The organism is Rossellomorea sp. ABR4_012 (assembly GCF_056159545.1).
In genome coordinates this window covers 214,756-238,888 of the sequence record NZ_JBSWVK010000005.1, presented here as the reverse complement: position 1 = coordinate 238,888, position 24,133 = coordinate 214,756, and the positions used below count along the sequence as shown (strand labels likewise).

Sequence of the window (24,133 nt, the reverse complement as noted above, 5' to 3'; positions counted from 1 at the left end):
TTTTCTTATGCCGCCATAGAGGATTTTTACGGGCCGATACCTAATTAGTTATATAAGAGAGAGGAGATGGAGAAAAATGTGGGAAAAAAAAGTAATCGACATTAGGGAAAGACTGAAGAAAAGTCTGGAAGGGATGTCTTTTGAAAAATTAAATGAAAAACCTTCACCGGATGAGTGGAGCATAGCTCAAATAGTCCTGCATCTTGCTGGGGCAGAGACCCGCTTTCTGAAGCTGGCATTAAAAGCTGCAAATGAGCAATCGGATTCATGGGGAGAAGCAGTGGACTTGAGTGTGTTTGATGATAAAAGCAAGAAGCTTAAAGCACCCATTGACCCTCCTGAAGAACTTCACACAAGTGAACAATTAATGATTGTCTTGCAAACGTCAAGAAGTCTGACAGAGGAATTCATTGAAAAATACTCTGAACACCAGCTGGCCCGTAAAACAATGGATCATCATCGATTTGGAAACATGCCGGTCTGGCAGGTTCTCGAGCTCCTTGGCAGGCATGAAGAGAGACATATTGATCAAATTGAAGAGACGAAAAAGAAGTTATCATAGAATTGAACCTTTTCTTTTTTTGTTGTTTCATGTAGAATTAGTATCAGGTACTAATAACTTGTAACAATAGGAGGATAATAATGACTCTTTCATTAGAAGGCAAAACATTTGTCGTCATGGGTGTTGCCAATAAACGAAGTATTGCTTGGGGGATTGCCCGTTCCCTTCATCAATCAGGGGCACGTTTAATCTTTACATACGCAGGAGAACGTTTTGAAAAAGGTGTAAGAGATCTTGCAGAGACACTGGAAGGCGGAGAAGACTCGCTGGTACTTCCGTGTGACGTAACAAGTGATGCAGACATAGAGAAATGCTTCTCTACAATTAAAGAGGAAGTGGGAGTGATTCACGGGCTTGCGCACTGTATCGCTTTCGCAAATAAAGAAGAGCTTGTCGGAGATTATATGAATACGACAAGAGACGGATTCCTTCTTGCACACAATATTAGTTCTTATTCGTTGACAGCAGTTGCAAAGGCTGCCAAGGATTTAATGACTGAAGGTGGAAGTATTGTGTCCATGACCTATTTAGGCGGCGAAAGAGTGATGCAGAATTATAATGTAATGGGTGTGGCAAAGGCGTCGCTTGAAGCTAGTGTTAAATACCTTGCAAGTGACTTAGGAAAGCACGGGATCCGTGTGAATGCCATTTCTGCAGGTCCGATCCGAACACTTTCCGCTAAAGGTGTAGGGGACTTTAACTCCATCCTTAAAGAAATCGAAGAGCGTGCGCCGCTGCGCCGTAATACAACTCAAGAAGAAGTTGGAGACACTGCCGTGTTCTTATTCAGCGACCTCTCAAGAGGAATCACTGGAGAAAACCTGCATGTTGATTCCGGCTATCATATTCTTGGTTAATGAAATGAACTAAAATATAAGTGGAATCCCGCTGGCGAAATTGGCTGGCGGGATTTTTTATGTCTGTTAATAACCGAACATGTGAATGAAAATTCCTGAAAAAATGAAACTGACGTGCACCATTTGCATACATATAAAAGTGGAGATGAATTGGAGGTGTGCTTCATGAAAAAAGATAAAGCATCAAGCAAGGAACCCTTGTTATATATTCAGCAGCCAAAGCTGCAGGAAGTCAAAGGGAATATGCAGGTAACATATCGTTCCACAAAATCAAAGGAGAAAAAAGAAAAGCTTTCAACCAAACCAATTGAAAACAAAATAGAGAAACATCATGAGGAAGCGGAATCGTCAAAGTCCAAAAAGCCTGTTAGCGAGATTAATGAGGAAATTCATCCTCACCCCCAGCTTGCCGGAGAAGAACCCAAGTCTGCAATCCAATCATTCAGAAGGCTGAAACCATTCAAAGAATTGAATCTGGAAGAAAAGCTGGAGTATATTACTGCCAGTATCAACGGTAAAGTTCCGTTCCCTTGTGAATTCAGAACCGATACCGATGCTTATAAAGGCGTGCTTATCTCTATGGACGACTCAGGCATTAAAATTAAAACATTCCGCGGAGATGAAGTGTTGATTCCAAAAGATTCTTTGAAATCAATTAAGATGATAGGCTTACACTAAAAGAAGCCAGGCGGGGTTTCCCGGCTGGCTTTTTCTTACAGGCTTGAGTCATTTATACCTGACTTATTAATCTTCACATAAGTCAACAAATACATCTTTGATACATTGAATCGCACAGAAGCAATCCAGGTCAACCGTCACGCAATCGCCTGTTAGTTCCCACTCAACCATCGTATCTTCCGTGCCGTCGACCTTATCTGGCTTTAGTACTTGTAAAGTAGCACAGCAGTTGTCAAATACTTCTTTTACACGGAAAAATGGTGATTTCCATTTGCTTCCTTTGACATGTGCTTTGAACGTATCACCGTTTTTCAGGTATAACTTGAAGACACGGGTGTTTACACGGTTAGCGGGGCTAACCATTGTTCCCAGCGGCTCAAGGAAACAGTCATTACGGCATTCGTTGCACTCGTCACCAGCGTCTTGAATATCTTTAATAGCGCGAACTGCTTGACATACACAGCCGAGATCTCTTTTTCCAAAATCTCTATCTCTTCCGCAACCCATATAAAGTTCCTCCTTAAAATAAATTTCATTTACATTACTAACATATTGTGGTGTAGGCGATTAGGTAACGGACATCTGCCCTCTTTTAAAAATTTGGGCTTGTATATATTTATTATTGGAGAAAGGATGATCTAAATGGAGTTCACTTTCGTACAGTTCGTAACTCTAGGTTTTGCCATTTTTCGACTGACTCATTTGATTGTTTTTGATAAGATAACGGAATTTCTAAGGTCGCCTTTCTTTAATGAAGTAGTGGAGGAAGAGAACGGGGTGGAAGAGGTTTACCTGATTCCAAAGACAGAAGGTTTCAAAGGATTCGCAGGTCAGTTATTATCCTGTTACTGGTGTACAGGGATATGGGTAAGTATGTTTTTGTACGGTGGCTATTTTTGGATTCCTTTTATTTTTGGTCCCTTTATTACGTTACTCGCTGTTGCAGGTGTAGCAGCTGTCATCGAAGCGGCAGTACAGAACTGGAATGGACCGAAATAGTAGGTAATTAGTGGAAACAAGCACACTCCTTTTCACATATAATGAAATAACCACATGTGAAGGAGGCATGAAATTGATAAAATACACTGGGAATAAAGTGATTAAACCAACAAAAACGACATCAGATTATAAAAAGAAAAATGACTGCGGATGTGGATCGAAAACGAAGAAAAAATAGATTGCTCATTTAGAGCGATCTTTTTTTTTTCATAAATTTAGACTTTAAGAAAAAAATAAGGGATGAGTATATAAAAAAATGAGGGATATTGTATGAAGAAATGTTTATTTGCAGGGTTTATAACTTTTATGCTAGTTGCCGGCTGTTCCAACAAGGAAGATGGACATGACAGTAAAATTGCGCTATTAAAGACAACCGATCCGCCTCCGATTGAACTGGTCGATAATCCTGAAACGGATAGCTTTGGACATGCTATAAAAAAGAAGCTGGCAAAAAAACGGGAACTGTATGATGTTGCTGTAATTCAAAGTAAAGACGAAACATTGGTGGTTTATAAAGTGAAGCATTTGCAACGCTTCAAAATGAAGAAAATCGAAAAGAACATGGAAAAATACCTCGAGGATGAATATCCCGACGAAGATTTTATCTTATCGAGTGATTACAAAATATTTCTTGAAACCGTTCGGTTGAAAGAAAAAATCCAGCACAAATCGATAACCCAAAAAGAGGCTGAAAAGGAGTTCAAGGATATTATCGAGCTTCAAAAGGAAAAGACATAGGAGGAATACCTTGTGGGAAAAACACCTAAAACACCCGAACAGCAGAAGTATGAAAAACTTGAAAAACAATATGAAACGAAAAGGCCACTTTTAAAGAATATCACTAAAGCGTTTTTTGTTGGAGGAGCGATTTGTCTTATAGGCCAGGCAGTAAGTTACTTCTATATTTACTTTTTTAATTTCACAGAGCAGACAGCTGGGAACCCAACAGTGGCCACCATGGTGTTTTTTGCGATGATCCTCACCGGTTTCGGCATCTATGACCATTTAGGACAGTTTGGAGGAGCGGGGAGTGCAGTTCCCGTCACGGGCTTCGGAAATGCAGTTATATCTGCAGCAATCGAACATAAAACAGAAGGCTATGTCCTTGGTGTAGGAGGCAACATCTTTAAATTGGCCGGTTCCGTGATTGTGTTCGGTGTATTTTCGGCATTTGTGGTTGCGCTTATTAAAACGTTATTAATACGATGGGGAGTGATTTAATGCTTAAGGGTTCGAGATCATGGGTCTTCCCGGCTCAGCCTGCGATTATCTCTACGGGAGTAGTCGGGGGACCTTTTGAAAAAAAGGGAAAACTGGCAGCTGAATTTGATCGGTTTTACGACGATTTATGGATGGGCCAGGATACGTATGAAAAAGCAAATCGGGTACTCATTGAAGACGCGGTCGGGATAGCGCTTGAAAAGCAATCCCTTAAAAAGGATGATATTCAATTCTTTTTGACTGGTGACCTTATTAATCAGATTACTCCTTCAAGCTTTGCAGCACGGTCATATGCCATTCCTTATTTCGGATTGTTCGGTGCATGTTCTACATCTATGGAAGGTCTTGCACTTGCAGGGTTTTTGGTCAATTATCAAGGTGCTGAAAAAGTGATCACAGGCGCTTCCAGTCATAATGCCGCCACGGAAAAACAGTTTCGTTACCCGACTGAGTATGGCGGGCAAAAGCCGCCTACCGCTCAATGGACCGTTACAGGAGCAGGTTATGCAGTAGTGGGAAATGGTGCCGGACTTTCAACTCCTTGTCCGAGGGTTACATCTGCGACGATCGGAAAAGTGATCGATATGGGCTTAACAGATCCATTTAATATGGGGGGCGCAATGGCACCGGCAGCGGTTGATACGATTGCCTCGCATTTTCAGGATTTGGGCAGGGATCCCTCTTATTACGATTTAATCGTAACGGGAGATCTTGCTGCAATCGGCAGACAGACAGCCATGGAAATGCTGAAAGAAAAAGGATATACCCTGACTGACCGGCAATATCAGGACTGCGGTTTACTTATTTATGGGAAAGATCAGCCTGTTCAGTCGGGGGCAAGCGGTCCAGGCTGCTCGGCAACGGTACTTTATGGACACTTATTGAATGAAATGAAAAAAGGGACTTACAAACGGATATTAGTGGTGGCAACCGGTGCGTTGTTATCGCCCCTTACCTTTCAACAAGGTGAAACGATTCCTTGTATTGCCCATGCTGTGTCCATTGAATTTTTGTAAGTAAAGGAGGAAACGTAAAATGGTAGCGATGTTCTTTTGGTCATTTGTCATAGGAGGAATCATCTGTGTCATTGGACAATTGATGTTTGATGTAGCGAAATTGACACCGGCCCATACCTTAAGTCTATTAGTGGTGGCAGGCGCTATACTTTCAGGCTTTGGATTATATGAACCATTGATCGATTTTGCAGGTGCGGGAGCGACCATACCGATTACGAGCTTTGGGAATGCGCTTGTAAACGGTGCGATGCAGGAATCCCAGGAGCACGGACTAGTAGGTGTGTTGACAGGTATGTTCGAAGTAACAAGTTCCGGTATATCCGCAGCGATCGTTTTTGGATTCATAGGGGCACTCCTTTTTAAACCAAAGGGGTAATAGGAGGAAATAAATATGCCTGAATACTTGCAAGTAGCGATTAGAAGCTTATTCATTCTTCTTTCTTTGTTTTTTATAACAAAATTACTTGGAAAAAAACAGCTGTCAAAGTTATCCTTTTTTGAATATATTACAGGAATCACAGTAGGCAGCATAGCAGGTACGCTTTCAATGGACCTTGGCCTGCCGTTGAGTGAAGGTCTTATGAGCATCTTTCTGTGGTTTTTATTTCCTCTGTTGTTTTCTTATCTTTCTTTGAAAAGCAGCAGATTCAGAAGATTTACGGAAGGAAAGCCATCTGTCTTTATAAAAGATGGACAAATTGATGAAAATGCGCTGAGGAAAGAACAGTATTCAATTGATGAACTTCTTGAGCAATTAAGAAAGAAAGATGTATTCCGGGCCGCGGATGTTGAATTCGCTACTTTAGATACAAACGGAGATTTGAGTGTGCTGCTGAAAAAAGAGAAGCAGCCGCTGTTACGTGAAGATCTGAAGGCTGATTTACAGCGTTCGACTCCTCCTCAGGCCGTAATTGAAGACGGAAATATCGATGAAGAAGCCTTAAAGGAAGTGGGATATACTAGACAGTGGTTATTAAGAGAACTCTCTAGAAGGCAGCTGACTACAGAATCCATCTTTTTGGCACAATTGGACAGTGAGGGTAATTTGACATTCGACCTATACAATTGGACAAACACATAACAAAATTAAAAAAAGCCCATACGGAATACCCCTCACTTACATATGTTATAAATGACTAAAGGTAAAGTGAGGTGATGCTGAATGCCTTACGGATATGGATATGGCTATGGCTGCGGATATGGCGGGGGTTATGGATCTACTTTTGTGTTAATCGTCGTCTTATTCATCTTGTTAATTATTGTTGGAGCTAGCTTCTGCTAATCAAGAAGCAAAATTAAAAGGCAGAATCCTCGTATAGAGAGATCCTGTCTTTTTTTAGTTCACGGACTTTTTAATTGAGATAAGAAGGTAGCTGCAGCACAATAAGAACAGAAGCCGCTGACACTGATTTAAACTGGCTTTAACTAAAAGAAATGGAAATAATCACGCTCTCCGTTTTTTTACATATGATGCTTATAGTTAAAAAGGAGGCGGTTTACTCATGAATAACAACTTTTTTAAGAATCTTGAGCAGAAGACAGGCGTCAACATGAACGAAGTGTTTGAGCTTGCCAACTCGTTACAAAATGCTAATTTCAAAGATGAAGCAACTGTCAGAAATGTAATTAAGCGTGTTTCTAAAATTGCCAACAAGCCTGTTAATAAAGAAATGGAAGACAAAATTGTAAAGTCAATCGTGAACGATGGAAAGCAACTGGATTTTGGAACCATATCGAATATGCTTAATAAAGGGAAAAAATAATTTTTTTAAAAGAGAATGGACATAAAAGTGCGTGAAGACACGTATTTTATGTTAATTCTCTTTTGTTTTTCAATAAGGTTTAAAAAAATTTAGAAAATGGGTAAAACCATCATAAGGAGGTCATCTAAATGGGATACATTGCTCCTATTCCTCACCATCAATATAAACAGTACCAGGAAAGGGGAATGAAAGTCGACAAACATCCTTTTCGATTCATCCCGGTACAGCCTATTAAAGCCTTGAAAAATAAATCAAAACAAACCGACCCCGAAGAAATGAACGCCCACCCGCAAAATAACCAGGAAAAAGAAATGAAGACCCACACAAGAAAACTCCATAGAAGTCCCATTCCAACAGAAATAATAGCAAAAGTAACAGGAAAAGGCACCTATTTTAACGAATATGTATAACGATACCTCAAAGATCCAGGCCATAAGAGCTTCGTATACAAAAGCAGAGGCAAGGCGATTGGATCAGGCCGGGTTAACTTGGGGCAAGCCTTCCTGAAAGGAATGAAGAACTTGAAGCTTCAACAGTTTACCGAGCATTGCTATGCGTTTACCGGTGCAGTAAACATCGGCTATTGTAAGAAAGATGGCAGGGGACTGCTCATTGATACAGGGCTGGATGATTCGTCAATAAAAAAAGTACTAAAAATAGTAAATCAACATTCACTGCCTTTGGATTACTGTATCATTACTCATGCACATGCAGATCATTTTGGCGGTGCAGCCTATTTAAAGAGTGTCATGGATATTCAACTGTATGCACCTGCCCTTGAATCATCCATTATGGCAAACCCAATCCTGGAACCTATTTATCTTTTTAATGGAGCAAATCCGATAGAGGAATTAAGAAATAAATTTCTCGAAGGACCTTCAGTCAAGATCGATTACCACCTACAGAATGGGGAAAATACGATAGGACCGTTTGAGATTCATGCACTTGATTTGCCAGGACATTCATATGCTCAGACTGGATTGCTTATTGAAGATATTCTATACGCCAGCGACGGTTATTTTGGATGCGATGCTCTGGAAAAGCATGTGATTCCTTTTATCATTGATGCAGATCAAACTTTATCTTCATTAGAGAGACTCCTTCACATCCAATGTAAAGGAGCAATCCCGGGTCACGGTAAATTTGAAGAAAACTTTCATGATACCATACGAGAAAATCAAAAGCTTCACATTGAAAGGCTGTTTGCCCTTTATCAGCTGATTGAAAATAAAGAGCACGGTGAATCCTTAGAAAAGCTTACAAAAGATTTTCTAACCTTACATAACATAGATGTGAAAAGCTTGGGTCAATGGCTGTTATTTCGCACTTCTGTAACTGCTTATTTAGCAAGTCTGGAACGTCAAAAACGGATAAAGTTCATTGTCAGGAATAATGAACCGAAAGTTGTGGCTACTGATTAATAGCCCTGAACCAATAAATTTTCGCCTTCTTTCCATTCAGCATATAAAACGTCTTTATGTGATTGGAAGCCGTGTTTATTTATTTCGCTCAGCAGCCATTCTTCCTGCTGATGCGCTATTTTTAAATTATCATATACAATTTCTCCATCCACAATCAATGACAATGGAAGACTTACATGGTCAGGCTTAATGTTTAAATCCGCCCGCTGAACATTTTCATACATGGGTTTTCTTAGAACACTTAATGTTCCATTGGATTCAAGCAGCGCATACTCACATTCACGTACGGAAAAAATGTCCTTGGCCCTAAGTAAATGCTGAAGTTGATTTAAATCTAAGTGGTTCTTCTTTAATTCTTTAAAATCTATCTTTCCCTTATTGACGACAATCGCCGGAGTGCCTTCCATTATATGGCGAAACCGTCTGGATTTTTGGGTGAAGTATTCGGTAAAGAAAATCAAGGACCCCCAGATGAAAATAGCTGCAAGGATGGGCCAAACACTGATCGTTTTATCATAAAGGGAATTTCCGACCAATTCCCCCAATATTAACGCAGAAATAAAATCAAAGGCGGATATTTGTGTTATTTGTGTTTTTCCTAATATTTTCGTTAAAATCAAAAGGGCAAAATAGCCGACCACGAGTTCTACGGCTATTGACATGATCTCCATAGGTATCCCCCTCCCCATATACTCTTACATTATCGTCCACTTAACTTCTGTTTATACTCATTCGAAGGGTATTCTTCCCGCCAAAATAAAAAAGATCAATCTACCGGCAAAAAGCGGTGATTGATCTTTTTCAATATTAAAGGCGCTGGACTAAGATAATGTTTTTACCATGGTCTTATGGGGGATTCCCGCATCCATGAATTCCTCAGAGACAACCTGATAGCCCAATCCTTCGTAAAAGGGTATGGCATAGGTTTGAGCATTTAATTTAAGTTTAGGTATGGAATGATTGTTTGCAAATTGCTCAATGGCCAGCATGATTTCCCTGCCGGCACCCTTTCCACGGAGGTTTTTTAGGATACAGATCCTTTCCACTTTTCCAACCCCATCTAACATACGAAACCTGCCGGCACCTGCAGGCTGATCGTCATCATACAAAATGAAGTGGGTCGATTGATTTTCAAATTCATCAATTTCTTCTTCCAAAGGAACATTTTGTTCATTCACAAAAACTGTTTTCCTCACTTGAAAAACTTCTTCAAGCTGTGATTCTGATTTAGCGATTTCAACTTTCAAGGTCATTATTCCTTTCCAAGACGGAAGGTTTCAAATACAGTCCAGGAACCATTCTCTAACTGATACAATAGGTGGAAGCGGTCGACCGTTTCTTCATGGTCTACACCCAGCATGCTGAGTGAACCAAAAATATCCGAATGTTCATCGTTTGAAAGTTTTTGTGCAATAGTGATATGTGGTACAAATGCAAATTCTGGCTCATCGTCTAAGACTTCCCTTTTATGCATATCGTGATGAAGGCCTTCTAATTCAGGTGTAGGCTCAACCTTGAAATAAATAACATTATTTACTGGCTGAAACGAGCTTACTTTGTAAGCCTTTAAGTTAAATGGGTCATAGTTCTTTGCGACGTTTCTCAGCTTATCGGCGATATCTTTAATTTGATCATCATCAGCTGAAAACACATTTTTTAGGGTCAAATGTGGTGGAATCAAAGCGTAATGAGGATCGTAACGTTTACGATACGAATTTGCTAAATCCTGAAGCTTTTTTGATGGGAAAATGACAACACCATAATTCATTTTCTTCAATCCTCCTCTATATATCACTAATAAAAACTATATATATATTATAGTATAGCAAATTTTTCAAAAATTTAATATAGGACGAACGGAAGGGAAGTTCTCCCACTAGGAACACTTTGAAATACAGCTGTTGATTTCCGTGGAAGACTTCGCTTTCCGCGGGTGACCCGTGAGCCTCCTCGTACCCTCTTAAGAGATAGTAACTGTCCAGCTGCAGGCCTTAGAGGCACATGTCATAAGCCAAATCGACCAAGAAGGCGGCAAAGAACGCCTTCTTTGCCAATTCGTCTTATGCCAACCGCCTCTTTCAAAACCCTTCCGCTTTTATGATAGAAGTCTTCGTCTTCCACTCCAATCAACAGCTGTACCCTGCAAATACGATCAAAGGGTTATAAAAAGTAGCTAAGAGATTCCATTTGTTACTTAAGTTTTTGTGCTGTACGAACTTTGCATTTAATAAAGTGAAATCATATTCCGAATTGTTACTTAACATATTCAACCAAACATCATGGTCAAGGCACGTTTTAAATCAGGCTGCCAGTGTTTCCAGGTGTGGTCGCCGTCGAATTCTTCGTAGAAGGCCGAGAATTTCTTTTCAGTGAATAGCTCATGAAGCTGACGGTTGGGTGTTAAAAAGTCCTTCACTTTTCCGTCGGTTGTTTTTACTTCCGTTTCTTTGCTGCCTATCACATGATAGACATTCAATAGATGGGGCTGTGTGAAGTGTTCAACTTCATCCAGTACTTTTTGATTCACCAATGGTGATTGAAGAATCACTTTGCCAAAAGTGTTAGGATACTTTAGTGCTGTCATAAGTGAGACGGTCGCCCCTAACGAATCTCCGATGAGCGCGCGTCCCATACCCATGTGGTAAGTTGGATAATGCTCATCTAGATACGGTACGAGTTCATGAGCCAAAAAACGGATATAAGAATCGTTTTCTTCTCCGTGGGGATGATACTTCCTTCTTCTATCTTCTACATCTTTATAAGGTACGCCAACGATGATCATGTTTTCTATCTCTTTGTTACCCAATAGTTCATCGGCTAGACGGGGGATTCTTCCAAGTTGAAAATAGTCCTTGCCGTCTTGTGTAATCAATAATGAATATTTATAAAGAGGAGAAAATGTGGCAGGGAGATAGACCAGCATTTTCATTTCCTCATTTAATTCCTTACTGTAGAGGTTTAATTCGTTAACAGTGCCTCTATTTACAGTCATACATAACCCTCCTGATTCTCTCGATAACGTTTACAAAAAGATTGTATCACAATCTTACTTGTAAATCCCTTAAGCAGTTTGGGATACGAATATTCTAAAAAGTGTTATAATTACTAAAGATGAAAAGTCAGAAAGGGGTACATACAATGAGTAAGCCGATCCATTCAAAGGAAGTGACGAAAGCAGCCCTTCAGAAGCTCCAGGATAGAGGGGTTACAATAGAAGATATTGCCGAAATCGTATTTGAAATGCAGTTTCCTTATCATAATGAGTTAGTGATGGAAGATTGTATTGAAAGTGTTAAGAAAGTGCTTCTAAAAAGAGAAATTCAGCATGCCATTTTAGTAGGGGTGGAATTGGATCAGCTGGCTGAAAGGAAGATGCTTTCCGAACCCTTGCAGTCGATCGTTGAAACCGACGAAGGTCTGTTCGGGGTAGATGAAACCATCGCGCTTGGTGCTGCCTTGGGTTACGGAAGCATAGCGGTTACTACTTTCGGCCATTTGGACAAAAATAAGATAGGAATCATCCATGATCTGGATACAAAAAGAGGAAAGGGGATTCATACCTTCCTCGATGACATCGTTGCTAGTATAGCGGCGAATGCTTCCTCGAGGATTGCACACAGCTTAAGGGATAAGGAAGAGAATATATCAAGTGAAGAAAAGAAGCAATTTGAGGATGAAGAATTAATCGGTTGAATATATCTGACCTATAACAGTTTGACTGAAGGAACAATGCGTTTCTTCAGTCTTTTTTATGTGGACATTCATCTGTTTGGGGTGAATGGATGGAGGGCAATTGAAAACGCTTTATACATATTTCATGCACTTTACAAATTGCTGACATAATGCAAACATACGGTAATTCAGAAGTTTTATAGACTTGTTCGATGACGGGAAGTTTTTTTTATGAAAAATTTTATAAGTTTATGTATCCCGTTTGACAAGAATGTTACAGTTTGTGATACAATTGATTACGGGAAAGTAGAAAATTTAATAGGGGGATTAGATTATGAAAAAACGCAGTTTATTCTTAAGCACTGCCCTTCTTCTCATTCTATCTGCCGTCCTGGCAGCATGTGGAGGCGGAGCCGGCGGAGGAGACGGTGATGAGAAAGTTGACTTCATCGGAATCGCTACAGGTGGAACGGGAGGTACATATTACCCGCTTGGTGGTACCTTTGCAAAGATTATTGAAGATGAAACCGGCATCAAAGCATCAGCATCAACTTCAGGTGCATCAGCTGAAAACATGGCTTCAATCAAAGACGGTAAAACTGAAATCGCATTTACACAAACAGATATAGCTTCATATGCTTCTGAAGGGTCTCAAATGTTCTCTGAGAATAAAGTAGAGAACGCTCGCGGAATCGCAACTTTATATCCTGAAACAATCCAAATCGTTACAACAAAAAATTCAGGAATCAAATCGGTTGAAGATCTTAAAGGCAAAGTTGTTTCAGTAGGTGAAGCCGGTTCAGGTACATTACTTAATGCAGAGCAAATCCTTGAAATTCATGGAATGAAACTTGAAGATCTTGAAGCACGTAATTTATCCTTCGATGATTCAACGACAGGAATCCAAGACGGAACCATTGATGCAGCATTCATCACTTCAGGTACCCCAACAGGAGCAGTAGAAGGATTGGCTGCTACTGAAGATATCACAATCGTTCCGGTTGAATCTGGCAAAATTGCAGAGCTTATCGAAAAATATCCTTATTATGCTGAAGATGAAATTCCAGCTGGTACGTACAGTAAAGTAGATGAAGCAGTAACTACAGTTGCAGTTCGTGCAATGTTAGTAACGAATGCTGACATCTCAGAAGATGTTATTTATGATGTAACTAAAGCAATCTTTGAAAATACAGACCAAATTACTCATGCTAAAGGAAAACTTATTAAAGCTGAAAATGGCTTAAAAGGGATGGGTATAGAATTGCATCCGGGTGCAAAGAAATACTTCGATGAAAAAGGTATTTCAGCAGAATAATGATTCACCCTGAGATGGAACAAAGGATAGGCCGCTAATCCCGGTCTATTCTTTTGTTTTGAAGAAATGGAAAGGGGAGAGTACTTTATGGGAAGGAAATACTTTGGGTCGACTCTCCTTTTTCTGATTCTTTTATCAATCATCTTTCTTCCTTTACAAACATTCCTGGTCATAGAACCAAGGGATGATGCTGGAAATCCCGCTTATTTCTCAATCAGTGAAAATAAAACCTTCTCTATCCGCTATACTCATTCCATTCACCTATCAGAGGTAGAGGAGTTCTATCACCAGACATCTTCCAATAAAATTCAGCAAACAAAACTATTGTATGAAGATACCGCAATTGGAATGCCTTCGAATGCAGAAGGCGAAGAAGTATTCGAAAGGACAAAAGACGGCAGATATGTCATTTCGAATATGAAGAGGGAATTTTCTTACATCGATATCCGCATCGGGGAAGTGGTTGCCAATCATCGACTTGTCTATGAAGAAGATGTGTATCCATTAAAAAAGTATTTTAACGAGGGATCCGTTGTAAGACTACAATATAAAAAAGTTTCGCTATTTAGCCAATGGAAAGGAGTGATTGTTGTTGGTCAAGGATAAAAAGTTTGAATCACTTACTGCAGAACAACAACAAGAATTATTAGAAAAATACGATCCTGAATCTTCAACGAGAAAATTGGAACATGGCATGTTTAAGTGGGTTATATTTTTTGGCCTATTAGCATTCTCATTATTTCAATTAACAGCATCCATTTTTCAATTCATACCTAGGCAATTATTGCTATCTATACATTTAGGATTTGCGTTATCCCTTGTATTTCTTCTTTTCCCTGCAAGGAAAAAGAATTTGAAATTGAATAAGCTGGCTTGGTATGACATCGTACTGGCGGCAATTTCTGTAGGGATCGGTGCCTACTGGCCGATTATGCAGGATGATATCGTCAGCAGAGTAGGACTTATGACAAGCCTGGATTTTTATGTAGGATTAGCGGCCATCCTTTTAGTATTGGAAGCAACAAGACGTGCTGTAGGATTGCCGATTACGATTATTTCATCAGCCTTCCTTCTATATATGTATTATGGAAGACAAATGCCTGGATTCCTTGCACACCGCGGATATGATTTGGATGACATTGTAAAAACGATGTTCTTCACTTCTGAAGGGATACTCGGTACGCCATTATACGTTTCAGCTACTTTTATCTTCTTATTCCTGTTATTCGGTGCCTTTCTGGTAAAAACAGGTGTAGGTCAATATTTTAATGATTTAGCTGTGTCGATTGCAGGTAAGCGCACGGGAGGGCCTGCGAAGGTTGCCATTTTCTCCAGTGCATTGCAGGGAACCATCAGCGGAAGCTCTGTTGCAAACGTGGTAACATCAGGTTCTTTCACGATCCCAATGATGAAAAAGCTTGGATACCGAAAAGAATTTGCGGGCGGAGTTGAGGCAGCCGCGTCAACAGGTGGTCAGCTGATGCCGCCAATCATGGGTGCTGCAGCATTCTTGATGGTCGAATTTATCGGCGGGATTTCTTACTGGGATATTGCTAAAGCTGCTGCTATTCCAGCCGTTCTGTATTTCACGGGTATTTGGATTATGACTCATTTTGAGGCAAAACGATTAGGGTTGCGGGGGCTTTCAGATGAAGAAATGCCGAATCGCAAGGAAGTGCTGAAGAAGATTTATTTGCTGCTTCCTATATTGACCGTTATCATCCTTCTTGTCAGCGGAATGAGTGTCATGAGGGCGGCACTTTGGTCAATTGTTGCCACCATCGCGATCAGTGCAATAAGAAAAGATACTAGAATCGGGTTCAAGGATGCCGTCGATGCGTTAGTGGATGGTGCTAGAACCGCCCTGTCAGTAGCAGTTGCAACGGCAGCTGCAGGTATTATTGTAGGAGTAGTGACAAAGACTGGATTAGGGTTGACTTTAGCAAACGGACTGGTTGACTTAGCGGCTGACTTAACAAATTCAGCTCAAGGAAAACTTCTCCTTACTTTATTCTTTACTATGATCGCATCGATCGTGTTGGGAATGGGCTCACCGACTACTGCCAACTATGTCATTACATCAACAATTGCCGCCCCAGCAATTATTTTACTGGGTGCACCTGAGCTTTCAGCTCACTTATTTGTTTTCTATTTTGGAATTATTGCGGATATCACGCCGCCGGTTGCTCTTGCAGCCTTCGCGGCAGCCGGGGTATCAGGCGGGGAACCGATTCGGACTGGAGTCAATTCCGCAAAACTGGCGATAGCAGCATTCATCATACCGTATATGTTCGTGCTGTCACCTGAACTGCTTATGATCGATACAACCATACCTCAATTGTTATGGGTTGTATTCACAGCGGTAACGGGTATGATTGCTATTGGTGCCGGCATGATTGGTTATTGGTTCCGCAGATTATATGTAATCGAACGATTCCTTTGTGTAGCAGCAGGGTTAATGCTTATCTATCCTGAAGGAATGAGTGACATCATCGGTTTAGTTTCATTTGCAGCCCTATTAGCCATTCAGTTCTTCATTAAAAGGGAAGACAAACGTCCAAAAGAAGCGACTGCATAATGAGAAAAGAGGGTGCCCGGGGCATCCTCTTTTTTTATTGGCAATGTGAACGTTTTTGGAGATTGATTAGTGGATAAGCCGCTAAAATACATTCGATACGAAAAGTCCGGAACTGTTTTCGAAGGAAGCAATAGGCAATGACAGTGTCCAGGTTCATTTTTTTAATGATGATTTTTCTTTTCGTAGGTATTTTATGGTCAGCCATATAAATGATTTCAATCGGCGACTGTTCAGTTAACGAACGGGTAAGAATTTTGTTCATCCTGATCATCCTTTCAGACAGGGTATTAACATTATATGCGAACATTCGTTCTTGTATACATTTACTCTATAAATTTTTCGACAAAATTTCTATAAGAACTTATTGACATTCCTTCCATCCACGCTATAATAGGAAATGTAGTTTAAACCGATCTGTTAGCTCAGCTGGGAGAGCATCACCTTGACAGGGTGGGGGTCGGGGGTTCAAGTCCCTCACAGGTCATTAAGAAAAGCCGCTATCCAATAAAAATTGGATAGCGGCTTTTTTGTAATTTCAGTATTACCGTGATTGTAAATTTAAAAAAGCTGCAGAACAATTGATCTGCAGCTTCAGGCTATTATTCACCTTTTGTTAGTTCCTCTTCAAAGAAAAACGTACCTGGATGTTCTTTGACGATATATGAGTAGCGTTTCATATTTTTAACATACTGGGATTTTAAAATGGTGACCGTTTCCCCGGTTTCTTTAATCGTGACAGCAGATCCATTACTAAACAGATTTTTAGTGGATTTCATATGACACTTCCTTTCAACTTCTTTTATTATACCACATAAAATCTAAAGAATTTGCTGAAAACAGTAGTGGCACATTTATTGCTATTGATTCATCAGATTAATGATTGACAATAGTAAGTCGTCTGACTTTATCAAGTAGGCTCTTGTTTACTTGCTTATTTCCGAGAATCCTGTTATTCTATAGAAGAATTATTTTTGTCCGGTATACGAGGGAAGAACAAGATTTGGTTTTCACCTGATATCGCAAGAATAGTAATACATTGTGTGGTAAGCACACACTAGGAGGCATTTTTCATGGAAAATGGTAAAGTAAAATGGTTTAACGCAGAAAAAGGTTTTGGATTCATCGAAGTAGAAGGTGGAGACGATGTATTCGTACACTTCTCAGCGATCCAAGGTGAAGGTTTCAAATCACTTGACGAAGGTCAAGAAGTTTCTTTCGACATCGAACAAGGTGCTCGTGGACCACAAGCAGCTAACGTTGTTAAGAAATAATTGATTTTAAACTTCCAAAACAGGCTCATCATTTGATGGGTCTGTTTTTTTGTTGTAAAAAAAGAGTTCATGACCTAGGTCATGAACTCTATAATTAGTTGCAGTCATCATTTTTTTAGATCATTTTTTGTTATTTCACTTCGGATGCCGGTTTCCTTTGAGAACTCAGCATCCGTTTTCTTATTATTAGGATATTTATTTTTGCGTTCGCGGTTATCGTTTTTATTTGTCATGAAATGTCCCTCCATACATTTAATTAATTCTAGTTCATTCTTATATTGTTCAATACGAGTCGGAAATATGATAGACGATGAATAAACAGAATCTTCCTAAAATTATTTCTTTTTCCTTCATTCAAAGATAAAATAAAGATAGTATGATTATTGGAGGATGAATAAATGAATATCAAAGATTGTATAGCAATTGTATCCGGAGGTGCCTCAGGGTTAGGTGAAGCCACTGTGCGAAATCTGGTTGAAAAAGGGGGAAAGGCTTTTATATTGGACATCGATGAGGAAAAGGGAAGGATGTTAAAACAAGAATTAGGCGACAGAGTCGGTTTTCGTTCAACGGATGTGACTAGCGAAGAAGACGTAGAATCGGCCATAATGAATGCGATTGATTTTTTTGGAAGCATCAATATGGTTGTCAATTGTGCAGGGATTGCTCCACCCTCAAAAGTGGTAGGCAGGAAGGGTGTTCACTCGCTTGAGCAATTCTCTAAAGTGATACAAATCAATTTAATTGGTACATTTAATGTCATACGATTAGCGGCTCAAAAAATGCAGAGCAATAAAGAAAATGAATATGGTGAGAGAGGTCTTATTATTAATACAGCTTCCGTTGCTGCATTCGATGGGCAGATCGGGCAGGCCGCATACAGTGCTTCTAAAGCAGGGGTTGCAGGCATGACACTTCCGATAGCAAGAGAGCTTGCCAGGGACGGAATCAGAGTGATGACGATCGCCCCGGGATTGTTTCATACGCCCATGTTTGACTCACTGCCTGAAGAGGCAAGAACTTCTTTAGGAATGACGGTCCCTTTTCCACAAAGACTTGGCTACCCTTCGGAGTATGCACAACTTGTAGAAGCAATCGCAGAGAATCCGATGCTGAACGGCGAGACGATCAGACTGGATGGTGCTATTCGAATGCAGCCGAAATAAGTTAGAACAGCAGAAAATTGAATGGGCATTCATTCATTTTTCTTCATCAATTCTATCAGTTAAGAAAGGTGAGAAGGTTATGAATCATCCGTATCTAACAGAAGATCATGATATATTTCGAAGGTCCCTTCGTAAATTTCTGCAGAAAGAAGCCTGCCCTTATTATGAACAATGGGAGAGGGACAGGCTTGTGCCGAGATCTTTTTGGGAGAAGATGGGTAAGCAGGGCTTTCTGTGTCCTGACGTTGATGAACGATACGGAGGCAGCGGTGTTGATTGGGGCTTCTCTGTTATCATTAACGAAGAACTCGAGCGTGTCGGATCCGGTTTAATCGGAATCGGCTTACACAACGATATTGTTGTTCCATATATAAACGAGTATGGAACTGAAGAACAAAAGAAACGCTGGCTGCCCTCCTGTACAAAAGGAGATATGATAACAGCGATTGCTATGACTGAACCAGGAACGGGCTCTGATTTGGCAGGAATTAAAACGACTGCCGTGTTAAATGGTGATCATTACATTGTGAATGGACAAAAAACATTTATCACCAACGGAATCCATTCTGATTTGGTTTTAGTGGCATGTAAGACAGATACGAATGCAGTTCCCCCTCATAAAGGAATCAGCCTCCTGGCTATCGAACGAGGGGCAGAGGGATTCTCAAGGGGGAGAAAGCTCGAAAAGGTCGGCCTTCACTGCCAGGACACGTCAGAATTGATTTTTGAAGATTGTAAAGTGCCTAAACAGAACCTAATAGGTGAGGAAGGTAAAGGGTTTCAATATCTCATGAAAAAGTTGCAGCAGGAACGGCTGGTCGTCGCCATTGCAGCACAGGTCTCTTCTGAACATATGTTTTCGCTTACCATGGATTATGTAAAAAGCCGTGAAGCTTTCGGAAAAGCGATCAGTCAATTCCAGCATATTCAATTTAAAATGGCAGAAATGGCGACTGATATTGAGATGGGAAGAGCTTTCCTTGATGGGTTGATTGCCGAGCACATACAAGGTAAAGATGTAGTCACAAAAGTGTCTATGGCAAAGTTCAAACTTACTGAAATGTCCAGGAGGATTGCGACAGAATGCATGCAGCTCCATGGCGGATATGGATATATGGAGGAATATGAAATTGCCAGAAGGTATAGAGATGTACCGGTCGCAAGTATTTATGCCGGTACAAATGAAATTATGAAAGTGATCATCGCCAAGAATTTAGGGCTATAGAGGAGGAAGGTTATGAGTGAGAGAGAAGTAGTCATAGTAGAAGGTATAAGATCAGCAGTCGGAAGAAGAAACGGTGCGTTAAAAAACATGCGGCCAGATGATCTGGCTGGTGAAATCCTTAAAGGATTAATGAAAAAATCAGGCGTCGATCCTGGATGTGTGGATGATGTCATTCTTGGATGTGTAACACAATCAGGAGAGCAGGCCGGCGATATTGCCAGAGTAGCTGCCTTGATTGCAGGATTTCCAGTCGAGGTGCCTGGGACGACCATTGACCGTCAATGCGGGTCTAGCCAGCAGGCTGTTCACTTTGCCGCTCAGGCTATTCTTTCAGGTGATATGGACATTGTCATAGCAGGCGGTGTGGAGAATATGTCGAGGGTGCCCATCGCTTCCAATTATGGCAAAGCAGGCTTCAGTGAAAAGCTCAAAGAACAGCATGAAATTATCCATCAGGGATTATCAGCAGAAAGAATTGCAGAGAAATATGGATTCAGTCGGGAAGAATTAGATCAGTTTGCCAGTGAAAGTCATCAAAAAGCTCTAAAAGCCCAAATAGATCACCGGTTTAATGGAGAGATCCATCCGATTGAGATTCCAGTCGAAGAGGGAGGTACGTCCATCTTCAACCAAGATGAAGGTCCAAGGAAAGGGACAACTGCCGGTATCCTTTCAACATTGAAACCTGCATTTAAAGAGGATGGAATCATTCATGCAGGAAATTCGAGCCAAATTAGTGACGGAGCAGCTGCGCTCTTGCTCATGAGCCGTGAAAAAGCGGATGAGCTTGGCTTGAAAGCAAGGTTTAAAGTACACACCCGGGTGGTAACAGGCTCTGATCCCACATTAATGTTAACCGGACCTATTCCTGCAACCAAGAAAGCACTGAATAAATCAGGCTTATCCCTGGAGGATATCGATGTATTCGAGGTGAATGAAGCATTTGCACCGGTAGCCTTGGCATGGTTAAAAGAATTGGGAGCAGACCCGGCCAAATTAAATCCGAATGGAGGAGCGATTGCTCTTGGGCATCCTTTAGGTGCCAGTGGCGCACGCATCATGATTACGATGATGCACGAGCTCGAAAGAACAGGAGGTCGTTTTGGACTGCAGACGATGTGTGAAGGACACGGGATGGCCAATGCTACCATCATTGAACGATTGCAAACATAACTATTACACTATCTATCTTAGGGCGGACCTTTTTCAGGTCCGTCCTTTTCAATTGGGCAGTGCCCATAACCTTTGAATTGAATAACCAATAGGAAAGAATGAATACTATCTATAAGGCAATGTAAAGCTAGTTATATTACCGCCATCAGCTTTTGAAATCTTGCACGGAATAGGCGAGCGGTGTTTATCAAAGCACTCTTAAAAAAATCACCAATAGAAAAAAGTTTTTTTATGAAAGTTCAGCATGAAAATTTATTTCGTATTATAATATATACAGTGAAAAAATGTTTTGTAAGCAAGGAAAGGAAGGATAGTATGACTAAACAACAAATCGGTGTTGTTGGTGTTGGAGTGATGGGAAAAAGCCTTGCTCTGAATTTTGAAAGCAGAGGGTACTCAGTCGCCATTTATGATGTAACTGAGGAAAAAGTGAACGAAATCTTAGAAGAGCACGGTGATAAACAATTTATTGGGACAAGCTCTGTAGAAGACTTCGCAGAATCATTGGAAACACCAAGAAAAATAGTAATGATGGTGCCTGCAGGTGAAATCACGGATAAAGCAATCGATTCCCTGCTGCCTCACATAGATAAAGGGGACATCCTGATCGATGGGGGAAATACATACTTTGAGGATACAATCCGAAGGAATAAAGCCCTGGAGGAAAAAGGTATCAATTTTATCGGAGCGGGTGTGTCCGGAGGGGAAGAAGGAGCGTTATACGGACCTGCCATCATGCCGAGCGGCCAAAAAGAAGCGTATGATCTTATAGAACCGTTTTTGACAGCTATCGCAGCGAAAGTAAACGGTGATGCATGCAGTACATATATCGGACCAGATGGCTCCGGCCATTATGTCAAGATGGTCCACAATGGAATAGAATATAGTGATATGCAGCTCATCTGTGAAGCGTATTACTTAATGAAAAATGTCTTGGGAATAGAGGCACAAGAGCTGCATGAAATCTTCAAAGAATGGAATGAAGGAGAGCTTGACAGCTATCTGATCGAAATTACGGCTGATATCTTTACAAAAGTCGATGAAGAAACGGGTAAACCCCTTGTAGAAGTCATCCTGGATACAGCAGGACAAAAAGGCACTGGTAAATGGACCAGCATCTCCGCCCTGGAGCTTGGGGTGCCCTTATCGATTATTACTGAATCTGTTTTCGCCCGCTTTATTTCTGCAATGAAGGAAGAACGAGTGAAGGCAAGCAAGATTCTAAGAGGACCTAAAAACAACGAATTCAACGGCAATAAGGATGAGTTTGTTGAAATGATCCGAAAAGCATTGTATTTAAGTAAAATCTGTTCCTATGCCCAAGGATTTGCACAGTTACAATCAGCATCCAAGGAGTATAATTGGAATCTGAAGCCCGGTGAGATCGCCATGATTTTCAGAGGGGGATGCATCATACGTGCAGGATTCCTCCAAGAAATAAAGAAAGCATATGACCGGGATGCAGACTTAACGAATTTACTATTGGATCCTTATTTTAAGGAGATCGTGGAGAATTATCAGGACGAGGCACGTGAAGTGGTCGCGACAGCCATTAAATTGGGCATACCGGTCCCGGGGCTTGCAAGTGCGCTAGCTTATTATGACAGCTATCGTTCGGAATCGCTGCCGGCAAACCTTTTGCAGGCTCAGCGTGATTATTTCGGAGCTCACACGTATCAGCGAACGGATAAAGAAGGTACCTTTCATACAGATTGGCTAAGTAAATAAACGGATGAACGAAAAAGCCGCAGTACAATTTTAATGTACTGCGGCTTTTTTCCTCTTGAAGGGTTTATTCTTCGCTGGAGGAATCATCTTTTGTATGATGTTTCTTTTTTTCTTCCCGTTGTTCTTTCTTTAAATCTTCCAGGGGGATCGGGTCTACGTTTTGTTCACTTTCATGTTTATCGAGGATTCCTTCATGGTCCTTATTGACTTGTTCCGGGTTATCGTTTGAACGTTTGTTCATGTATTCCAACTCCTTTACTTTCTAAAGTAATGGTATTGTACACTGTACCCTTTTTCGGAAAGAGAAAACATTTTATCATAGAAAAAGAGGCTGGGGCAAAACTATATAACCACGGTCTAAAGACGAACATTCAAGGGAAGTCTCTAACACCGCAAATGATTTCCGTGCAAGACTTCGCTTTCCGCGGGTAGCCCGTGAGCCTCCTCGGCAAGCCTGCGGGGTCTCACATAAGCTACTCTTCCCGCAGGAGTCTTCGTCTTGCACTCCAATCAACCGATGGAAAGAGCTAAAATCTAAATCTACACTTAAACTAAAAAGCCGAAACTAACTTGCCAGCTAGTAGGCGAATTAGTTCGGCTTTTACTTAGGCTAAAACACTTTTGTCCCAGCCCCTTTTAAATGAGTTATATTTTCACATCTACCTTAGCGTTTTTCTTTAGCTCTTCGACGTGCTGTACAAGTTTTTCTTGTTTCTTTTGCTGTTCTAGTTGAGTCTTGATTTGAGGCTTCACTTCCTCAAACTTAGGCGCTTTCTGATCTTCGCCTTGCTGGCTGGCAAATTGGTCATAGAATTTCTTCATTTCTTCTTCTGTTACTTCTTCCACTTTAATCTCTTTTTCAACGTAGTTAGTATATTTAATGTTTTCAGCAACTTGAGTTTTTAATTTATCCATCGAGAATCCGGCTTCTTTCATTGCTTTTTCGAATTCTTTATCACTCTTGTATTGCTTTTTCACTTGGTCAAGCTGTTTGTTGATTTCTTCATCAGTTGCTTTATACCCTTTTTTGTCTGCTTGCTGCATGAGAAGGGTCTGACCTACAAGACTGTCGATTGTTTGTTTTTTGATTTGTTCAGCGGCTTTTTCGCTGGTAGGGTCTTGTCCCATCTGCTGAAACTGCATCTGAGAGGAAGTAAGGATGTTATTATAATCTTCACCCTTCAGCTTCTCGTCATTGACCACTGCAACCACTTTATCTTTGTCCACTTTTTGTTTGTCCATTTTCTTTTGCATTTCTTCCATTTGCTTTGCTTGATCTTGTTGTTCTTTACTTTTCTCTTCTGTTTTTGGTTTATCTTCAGATTGCTTTTTTGCCTCTTCTCCATTTCCGCAAGCGGCTAAGGCAATCGTCATTATTGTAATCAGTAACGCACTCATTAACTTCTTCATGTTAGTTCTCCTTTCAAAAGAGGGGATTTAAAAAAATCACTTAATGCGCATTGTATATGATTCTTATGAATAAATAAA

General features: G+C 40.6%; 32 protein-coding genes and 1 tRNA gene. 23 read left to right on the top strand and 10 right to left on the bottom strand.

Annotated features, from left to right (window positions below):
• Positions 1-76: 76 nt before the first annotated feature.
• The 3 genes from ACXAFV_RS19345 (at position 77) to ACXAFV_RS19335 (ending at position 2,097) form a co-directional block, all read left to right on the top strand.
• Positions 77-562, top strand: a complete 486-nt coding sequence (locus ACXAFV_RS19345; RefSeq protein ID WP_475128864.1) for a DinB family protein — start codon at positions 77-79, stop codon at positions 560-562.
• An 80-nt stretch (positions 563-642) separates the two neighbouring features.
• Positions 643-1,419 (top strand): enoyl-ACP reductase FabI, encoded by a 777-nt coding sequence (fabI, locus tag ACXAFV_RS19340; protein WP_475128862.1) that lies wholly within the window; start codon positions 643-645, stop codon positions 1,417-1,419.
• Between the two features lie 165 nt (positions 1,420-1,584).
• Positions 1,585-2,097, top strand: a complete 513-nt coding sequence (locus tag ACXAFV_RS19335) for a CotO family spore coat protein (protein WP_475128861.1) — start codon at positions 1,585-1,587, stop codon at positions 2,095-2,097.
• 66 nt (positions 2,098-2,163) lie between these two features.
• On the opposite strand, the gene ACXAFV_RS19330 is transcribed toward ACXAFV_RS19335, so the two are convergent.
• A complete protein-coding gene (locus ACXAFV_RS19330; RefSeq protein ID WP_475128859.1) occupies positions 2,164-2,604 on the bottom strand; it encodes a CotY/CotZ family spore coat protein in 441 nt (146 codons plus the stop codon).
• 135 nt (positions 2,605-2,739) lie between these two features.
• Between ACXAFV_RS19330 and ACXAFV_RS19325 the strand changes: the two genes are divergently transcribed.
• The 10 genes from ACXAFV_RS19325 (at position 2,740) to ACXAFV_RS19280 (ending at position 8,517) form a co-directional block, all read left to right on the top strand.
• Positions 2,740-3,096, top strand: a complete 357-nt coding sequence (locus ACXAFV_RS19325) for a DUF1360 domain-containing protein (protein WP_475128858.1) — start codon at positions 2,740-2,742, stop codon at positions 3,094-3,096.
• A gap of 270 nt (positions 3,097-3,366) precedes the next feature.
• Entirely contained in the window at positions 3,367-3,834 is a 468-nt protein-coding gene (locus tag ACXAFV_RS19320) for a sporulation protein (protein WP_475128856.1), read from the top strand.
• A gap of 12 nt (positions 3,835-3,846) precedes the next feature.
• Positions 3,847-4,317, top strand: a complete 471-nt coding sequence (gene spoVAC, locus ACXAFV_RS19315) for a stage V sporulation protein AC (RefSeq protein WP_475128855.1) — start codon at positions 3,847-3,849, stop codon at positions 4,315-4,317.
• A complete protein-coding gene (gene spoVAD / locus ACXAFV_RS19310) occupies positions 4,317-5,333 on the top strand; it encodes a stage V sporulation protein AD (RefSeq protein WP_475128854.1) in 1,017 nt (338 codons plus the stop codon). Before spoVAC ends, spoVAD begins: the two co-directional genes overlap by 1 nt.
• 19 nt (positions 5,334-5,352) lie before the next feature.
• Positions 5,353-5,709 (top strand): stage V sporulation protein AE, encoded by a 357-nt coding sequence (spoVAE, locus tag ACXAFV_RS19305; protein WP_475128852.1) that lies wholly within the window; start codon positions 5,353-5,355, stop codon positions 5,707-5,709.
• A gap of 15 nt (positions 5,710-5,724) precedes the next feature.
• The gene (locus ACXAFV_RS19300; RefSeq protein WP_475128850.1) at positions 5,725-6,414 is read left to right on the top strand and encodes a DUF421 domain-containing protein; all 690 of its coding nucleotides are present in this window, start codon (positions 5,725-5,727) and stop codon (positions 6,412-6,414) included.
• Between the two features lie 81 nt (positions 6,415-6,495).
• Positions 6,496-6,615 carry a YjcZ family sporulation protein gene (locus ACXAFV_RS19295; RefSeq protein WP_175988484.1) on the top strand — a complete coding sequence of 40 codons (120 nt, stop codon included), beginning with the start codon at positions 6,496-6,498 and terminating at the stop codon, positions 6,613-6,615.
• 220 nt (positions 6,616-6,835) lie between these two features.
• The gene (gene spoVIF / locus ACXAFV_RS19290) at positions 6,836-7,096 is read left to right on the top strand and encodes a sporulation-specific transcription regulator SpoVIF (protein ID WP_446246068.1); all 261 of its coding nucleotides are present in this window, start codon (positions 6,836-6,838) and stop codon (positions 7,094-7,096) included.
• A gap of 128 nt (positions 7,097-7,224) precedes the next feature.
• A complete protein-coding gene (locus tag ACXAFV_RS19285) occupies positions 7,225-7,506 on the top strand; it encodes a hypothetical protein (RefSeq protein WP_475128849.1) in 282 nt (93 codons plus the stop codon).
• Between the two features lie 111 nt (positions 7,507-7,617).
• Positions 7,618-8,517 (top strand): MBL fold metallo-hydrolase, encoded by a 900-nt coding sequence (locus ACXAFV_RS19280; RefSeq protein WP_475128847.1) that lies wholly within the window; start codon positions 7,618-7,620, stop codon positions 8,515-8,517.
• Here the strand turns inward: ACXAFV_RS19280 and ACXAFV_RS19275 are convergent.
• The 4 genes from ACXAFV_RS19275 to ACXAFV_RS19260 form a co-directional block, all read right to left on the bottom strand.
• Entirely contained in the window at positions 8,514-9,188 is a 675-nt protein-coding gene (locus tag ACXAFV_RS19275) for a DUF421 domain-containing protein (RefSeq protein WP_475128846.1), read from the bottom strand. The genes ACXAFV_RS19280 and ACXAFV_RS19275 overlap by 4 nt on opposite strands.
• A gap of 150 nt (positions 9,189-9,338) precedes the next feature.
• A complete protein-coding gene (locus ACXAFV_RS19270; RefSeq protein ID WP_475128844.1) occupies positions 9,339-9,764 on the bottom strand; it encodes a GNAT family N-acetyltransferase in 426 nt (141 codons plus the stop codon).
• Positions 9,765-9,769: 5 nt separating this feature from the next.
• Entirely contained in the window at positions 9,770-10,285 is a 516-nt protein-coding gene (locus tag ACXAFV_RS19265; RefSeq protein WP_475128843.1) for a YjcG family protein, read from the bottom strand.
• Between the two features lie 498 nt (positions 10,286-10,783).
• Positions 10,784-11,509: an alpha/beta hydrolase gene (locus ACXAFV_RS19260; protein ID WP_475128842.1), complete on the bottom strand. Its 726-nt coding sequence runs from the start codon at positions 11,507-11,509 to the stop codon at positions 10,784-10,786.
• 146 nt (positions 11,510-11,655) lie between these two features.
• On the opposite strand from ACXAFV_RS19260, the gene ACXAFV_RS19255 reads away from it, so the two are divergent.
• The 4 genes from ACXAFV_RS19255 to ACXAFV_RS19240 all read left to right on the top strand — a co-directional run bounded on the left by ACXAFV_RS19255 (position 11,656) and on the right by ACXAFV_RS19240 (position 16,082).
• Positions 11,656-12,210: a phosphatidylglycerophosphatase A family protein gene (locus tag ACXAFV_RS19255; RefSeq protein WP_475128840.1), complete on the top strand. Its 555-nt coding sequence runs from the start codon at positions 11,656-11,658 to the stop codon at positions 12,208-12,210.
• A gap of 313 nt (positions 12,211-12,523) precedes the next feature.
• The gene (locus ACXAFV_RS19250; protein ID WP_475128838.1) at positions 12,524-13,504 is read left to right on the top strand and encodes a TAXI family TRAP transporter solute-binding subunit; all 981 of its coding nucleotides are present in this window, start codon (positions 12,524-12,526) and stop codon (positions 13,502-13,504) included.
• A gap of 87 nt (positions 13,505-13,591) precedes the next feature.
• Positions 13,592-14,110 (top strand): DUF1850 domain-containing protein, encoded by a 519-nt coding sequence (locus ACXAFV_RS19245; RefSeq protein ID WP_475128836.1) that lies wholly within the window; start codon positions 13,592-13,594, stop codon positions 14,108-14,110.
• On the top strand, positions 14,097-16,082 hold the full coding sequence (locus ACXAFV_RS19240; RefSeq protein WP_475128835.1) for a TRAP transporter permease: 1,986 nt from the start codon (positions 14,097-14,099) through the stop codon (positions 16,080-16,082). Before ACXAFV_RS19245 ends, ACXAFV_RS19240 begins: the two co-directional genes overlap by 14 nt.
• A gap of 34 nt (positions 16,083-16,116) precedes the next feature.
• On the opposite strand, the gene ACXAFV_RS19235 is transcribed toward ACXAFV_RS19240, so the two are convergent.
• Positions 16,117-16,344 (bottom strand): WYL domain-containing protein, encoded by a 228-nt coding sequence (locus ACXAFV_RS19235; RefSeq protein WP_475128834.1) that lies wholly within the window; start codon positions 16,342-16,344, stop codon positions 16,117-16,119.
• Between the two features lie 149 nt (positions 16,345-16,493).
• Here ACXAFV_RS19235 and ACXAFV_RS19230 point away from each other — a divergent pair.
• Positions 16,494-16,566: transfer RNA gene (locus ACXAFV_RS19230), tRNA-Val, on the top strand.
• A 115-nt stretch (positions 16,567-16,681) separates the two neighbouring features.
• Here ACXAFV_RS19230 and ACXAFV_RS19225 read toward each other — a convergent pair.
• On the bottom strand, positions 16,682-16,858 hold the full coding sequence (locus ACXAFV_RS19225) for a hypothetical protein (protein WP_475128832.1): 177 nt from the start codon (positions 16,856-16,858) through the stop codon (positions 16,682-16,684).
• A 294-nt stretch (positions 16,859-17,152) separates the two neighbouring features.
• On the opposite strand from ACXAFV_RS19225, the gene cspD reads away from it, so the two are divergent.
• A complete protein-coding gene (cspD, locus tag ACXAFV_RS19220; RefSeq protein ID WP_032089110.1) occupies positions 17,153-17,353 on the top strand; it encodes a cold-shock protein CspD in 201 nt (66 codons plus the stop codon).
• Between the two features lie 107 nt (positions 17,354-17,460).
• On the opposite strand, the gene ACXAFV_RS19215 is transcribed toward cspD, so the two are convergent.
• Complete coding sequence (locus tag ACXAFV_RS19215; protein WP_446246081.1) at positions 17,461-17,586, bottom strand: hypothetical protein; 126 nt, start codon at positions 17,584-17,586, stop codon at positions 17,461-17,463.
• Between the two features lie 165 nt (positions 17,587-17,751).
• On the opposite strand from ACXAFV_RS19215, the gene ACXAFV_RS19210 reads away from it, so the two are divergent.
• From ACXAFV_RS19210 to gndA, 4 genes are all read left to right on the top strand, one after another.
• On the top strand, positions 17,752-18,519 hold the full coding sequence (locus tag ACXAFV_RS19210) for a 3-hydroxyacyl-CoA dehydrogenase (protein ID WP_475128830.1): 768 nt from the start codon (positions 17,752-17,754) through the stop codon (positions 18,517-18,519).
• Positions 18,520-18,598: 79 nt separating this feature from the next.
• Positions 18,599-19,744 carry an acyl-CoA dehydrogenase family protein gene (locus ACXAFV_RS19205; RefSeq protein WP_475128829.1) on the top strand — a complete coding sequence of 382 codons (1,146 nt, stop codon included), beginning with the start codon at positions 18,599-18,601 and terminating at the stop codon, positions 19,742-19,744.
• Between the two features lie 12 nt (positions 19,745-19,756).
• On the top strand, positions 19,757-20,917 hold the full coding sequence (locus ACXAFV_RS19200; RefSeq protein ID WP_475128827.1) for a thiolase family protein: 1,161 nt from the start codon (positions 19,757-19,759) through the stop codon (positions 20,915-20,917).
• A gap of 315 nt (positions 20,918-21,232) precedes the next feature.
• Entirely contained in the window at positions 21,233-22,645 is a 1,413-nt protein-coding gene (gndA, locus tag ACXAFV_RS19195) for an NADP-dependent phosphogluconate dehydrogenase (protein WP_475128825.1), read from the top strand.
• Between the two features lie 64 nt (positions 22,646-22,709).
• Here gndA and ACXAFV_RS19190 read toward each other — a convergent pair whose 3' ends face one another.
• Positions 22,710-22,886 (bottom strand): hypothetical protein, encoded by a 177-nt coding sequence (locus ACXAFV_RS19190; protein WP_341986256.1) that lies wholly within the window; start codon positions 22,884-22,886, stop codon positions 22,710-22,712.
• Between the two features lie 404 nt (positions 22,887-23,290).
• Positions 23,291-24,055, bottom strand: a complete 765-nt coding sequence (locus ACXAFV_RS19185) for a SurA N-terminal domain-containing protein (RefSeq protein WP_475128824.1) — start codon at positions 24,053-24,055, stop codon at positions 23,291-23,293.
• Between the last annotated feature and the right edge of the window lie 78 nt (positions 24,056-24,133).